This window comes from Chamaesiphon sp. OTE_20_metabat_361 (genome assembly GCF_031364565.1).
Genome location: NZ_JANLWO010000477.1, coordinates 1 through 2,692, shown reverse-complemented (window position 1 = coordinate 2,692; position 2,692 = coordinate 1). Strand labels below are relative to the sequence as shown.

General features: G+C 47.1%; 2 protein-coding genes. Both read left to right on the top strand.

Going from position 1 to position 2,692, the window contains the following annotated elements; translation table 11 throughout:
• Positions 1 to 97: 97 nt before the first annotated feature.
• Positions 98 to 1,021 carry an ornithine carbamoyltransferase gene (gene argF, locus RMO35_RS13940; RefSeq protein WP_309741905.1) on the top strand — a complete coding sequence of 308 codons (924 nt, stop codon included), beginning with the start codon at positions 98 to 100 and terminating at the stop codon, positions 1,019 to 1,021.
• A 100-nt stretch (positions 1,022 to 1,121) separates the two neighbouring features.
• Positions 1,122 to 2,692, top strand: a 1,571-nt coding sequence (locus RMO35_RS13935) for a tetratricopeptide repeat-containing serine protease family protein (RefSeq protein WP_309741904.1), incomplete at its 3' end; no start/stop codon positions are given.

Sequence of the window (2,692 nt, the reverse complement as noted above, 5' to 3'; positions counted from 1 at the left end):
ACAGTGAGCGACAGCCGAACTGAAAACCTAGATCTTATGATAAGATCGTCCCTCTCGCTGTTTGATGCACATATTTAGTTGTTTGAGGGTCGATCGCATGAGTGGTTTACAGGGTCGAGATTTATTGAGCATGACAGATTTGAGTGCCCAGGAGACACTCACCCTCCTCCAACTCGCCGCCGATCTCAAGCAAGGTAAACTCAAACCACGCTGCCACAAAACGCTAGGACTGCTTTTTTACAAAGCTTCAACCCGAACGCGGGTGAGCTTTTTTGCCGCGATGAGTCAGATTGGCGGACAAGTTATCGATCTCAATATTGGAGCGATGCAAATCGGGCGCGGGGAGCCACTCGCCGACACCGCCAGAGTCTTGGATCGCTATCTAGATGTGCTAGCAATTCGGACGTTCGAGCAGACGGATGTGGAGACTTTTGCAAAATACGCTCAGATGCCGATTATTAATGCCCTGACAGATTTGGAGCATCCCTGTCAGGTACTCGCAGATCTTCAGACGATTCAGGAAAATTTCGGGCAGTTGGCGGGATTGAAGTTGGCTTATTTAGGCGACGGCAATAATATGGCACACTCCCTGATGCTGGGTTGTGCGACGGTGGGCATGGATGTCGCGATCGCCTGTCCGGCTGATTTCACACCAGATTCGCAGATTATCGATCGCGCCAGATCGATCGCCGCAACTAATGGTACCCAAGTCCTCGTCACCCGCTCTCCCCAAGAAGCCGTAGCGGGCGCACAGATAGTCTATACCGATGTCTGGGCGAGTATGGGTCAAGAAACCGAATCCGATGCCCGGATGCCCGTATTTGCGCCCTATCAAGTCAATCAAGAACTCCTGACCCTCGCCGATCCTAGCTCGATCGTCTTACACTGTCTCCCCGCCCATCGCGGCGAAGAAATTACCGATGATGTCCTCGAAGGTACTCGATCTCGCGTCTGGGATCAGGCGGAGAATAGAATGCACGCTCAGAAGGCTTTATTAGTCAGTGTTTTAGGTGCTGAGTAATGCTTGAAATGCTCGATCGAGCGTTTGGGATCGATCGCGGAATTAAGCTTTGAGCAGTTGTAGAGTAATATTAATTCGATCGCCAAATAAACACTTGCTCATGTCATCAAAGATCTCGCTGTGGACTGGACTCATTGGTATTGGAGCCACGATCGTACTCGTACAGCCAAACGTCGCCGCTGCCAAGTCATCAGTCGAGATTGCCAATACTGCTAGAGCAATTACAGTCTTGATTACCGAACCCGAACCCGATAAATTCGGTTCGGGGGTACTTCTCCAACGTCAAGGTGATATCTACACAGTAATCACTTCAGCTCATGTATTCAAAAACAAAACTAGTTATAAAATCAAGACTTCGGACGATCGCCAGTATGAAATCATCAATAGCTCGATCCGCTCTGCTCCAGGTAATATCGATCTAGCCATAGTCAAATTTAGATCGACAGTCAAATATCCTACTGCCAAACTTGGCAATAGTACCATCCTCAAATCGGGGATGGCGATCTACGTTGCTGGATTTCCAGATACGGGCAAATCTAAATCTGTCACCAAGCCAGAATTTGTCTTTAGCACAGGTAAAGTTTCAGCTAATAGTAGTCGAAAATTCGAGCAAGGTTATTCTTTGGTATATAGTAACGAAACTCAGCCAGGAATGAGTGGTGGCCCAGTATTGAACAGTGCTGGCGAGCTAGTTGCCATTCATGGTAGAGGAGATCGAGATAATAACAATGTCAAAACTGGATTTAATCTCGGCATTCCGATCGATCTGTTCGCGACAGTTGCAAGTAATCTGGGTGTCAATTTAGGTACAAGCGTAGTAACTAGATCTAATAATACTGCACCAAAAGCAGATGATTACATTGTATCAGCCGCACAGAAACAGGGGCAAGAAGACTATTTAGGCAGCTTGGCAGATCTCGCTCGAGCGATTCAACTCGATCCCAAAAACCCTCTAGCACACTTCAGTCGTGGAACTCTAAAAAGGCAAAAATTTGAGGATGTTCAAGGTGCAATAGCGGACTACAATCGAACCATTCAACTCGATCCCAAATATGCTGAAGCCTATGAGGATCGTGGTTTCTTGAAACAGGAAAAGCTTCAGGATACTCAGGGTGCATTAGCAGATTACAACCGCGCTATTTCGCTCGACCCTAAAAGTGTTATTGGCTATCTATATCGTGGTAATCTCAAAAATGATAAGCTCCAAGATATCCAAGGCGCATTAACAGATTACAATCGGGCGATTTCGCTTGATTCTAAACTTGCTGTGGCTTACAACAATCGTAGCAAGCTGAAATATCAAAAACTTCAGGACATTCAGGGCGCACTAATAGATTGCAATCGGGCGATTGCGCTTAGCCCTAATGATGCGCTCTTTTATAATAATCGCGGTACTCTCAAATCCGGGAAACTCAAAGATCCGCAGGGTGCATTAGCTGACTTCGATCGAGCCATTCAACTCGAACCCAAGTTGGCTCTTGCTTATTACAATCGCGGTGCTCTGAAAATGACCAAACTTGGGAATATGCCAGGAGCTTTAGCCGACTCCAATCGTGCGATCGAACTCGATCCCGAACTTGCTGATGCTTTCGCCTTCAGGGGGTCACTCAAACATGCTTTCTCAGATCGAGCCAGTGGCATTGCCGATATCCAACAAGCTGCCAAACTGTA

What these genes read in the sequence shown, in the direction of transcription:
- argF (WP_309741905.1), top strand. Translation starts at nt 98, where the DNA reads ATGAGTGGTTTACAGGGTCGAGATTTATTGAGCATGACAGATTTGAGT.